General features: G+C 65.9%; 1 protein-coding gene. It reads left to right on the top strand.

The genetic code is table 11. The features are described from left to right. Positions 1-419 precede the first annotated feature (419 nt). Positions 420-893: a DUF1772 domain-containing protein gene (locus E1265_RS36365; RefSeq protein WP_132935197.1), complete on the top strand. Its 474-nt coding sequence runs from the start codon at positions 420-422 to the stop codon at positions 891-893. Positions 894-1,201: the final 308 nt, after the last annotated feature.

The following is a 1,201-nucleotide window of genomic DNA, read 5'->3' as shown; positions in this document are numbered from 1 at the left end:
ACCGAAACCAACCCACACCACCACTCCCAACAGCCTCACGACCCGACACCTCAAAAACCAGGAGATAGAGGGCATTCAAGAGGAAAACGACCTCTAAGAGGCTGTTTCCGAACTCAGGGCCGGAGGGTGCCCCAAGGGTGATCTGTTGTGACGCGCTGTTGTCGGCGAGGCTCTGCTCTGCGAGCTGGGTCGGTGCCGTTCATCTGATCGGCCGTGATCGCCCTCACTCGCGGCCGCCTGGCCGCCGCCGTGACCGCGCCTGTGCTGATCACCACCACACCTGCGATTAGCTTCTGTCAAGGTCTCCGCGCTGTCGGCTCGGCAGTTCCGTTATCATCACGGGGGGCGGCCGGAACACGTGTACGCGGACGGGCAGGCTGCAGTCCAGTCGGCTGACACGATCTGAGGTTTGGTCAAGCATGAACATCCTGATACATGTGCTCCCCGGTATTGCGGTGCTCACCTGTTCGGCCGTATACGGAGCTGACCTGTTCGCGACCATCGTCCTTCGGCCTGCGTTGTCCGAAGTCGATGACCGGACGCTCACCACCACGATGGGCCACGTCCACAAGTACGGCGACCAGCGGCTGCCCCTCCCGTTCGTCCTCAGCGTCGTCACAAGCATCCTCAGTGGGGCAGCGGCGCTGGTGGCCGGACGCACGGCGGTCGCGTTGGCAAGCCTGCTCGCGGCGGCGGCCCTCCTCTGCTGGATCAGCATCTATTTCCGAGTCAGCGCACCGATCAATCGTGCGATCAGGGCCGCGGCCGCCGAGAAAACGGCATTGCCCAACGTTCGTACTCTGCAACAGCGTTGGGACCGCGTGGTTCCGCTCCGTCTCTCCCTGCAGGCGACCGCCGTTGCCGCACTGTGCACCGCGCTCGCCCTGGCCTAGATGTCCCGTGCGTCGGCGTGCCGTGCGGCGAACTCCAGGAGTCGCACGGCGACCGCCGCGTTGCCCAACTGGTCGTCGTTGACCGACGGGATCGATTCGGCGGCGGGTTAGGACACGGCGGATCACCTCGAGCAGCACGTCCAGGCCGTTGTCTTCCAGGCCGGCGTTCCCGGTGGCCTCGGCCTGGATGGCGCCGTAGAGGCAGCGGGCGTCGGAGGCGCTGACCGTGGCGCCGCGGCACCAGCTGTCCTTCTCGAGGTGGCGTGCGGTGCGCTAGAGGCGGGCGGCGGTGGGGGTGGGGTAGAACT

Source organism: Streptomyces sp. 8K308, from assembly GCF_004348315.1.
Taxonomy (GTDB): Bacteria; Actinomycetota; Actinomycetes; order Streptomycetales; family Streptomycetaceae; genus Streptomyces.
Note: the sequence above shows the minus strand (reverse complement) of the source record. Positions and strands in the feature narration are given on the sequence as shown.

What these genes read in the sequence shown, in the direction of transcription:
- E1265_RS36365 (WP_132935197.1), top strand. Translation starts at nt 420, where the DNA reads ATGAACATCCTGATACATGTGCTCCCCGGTATTGCGGTGCTCACCTGT.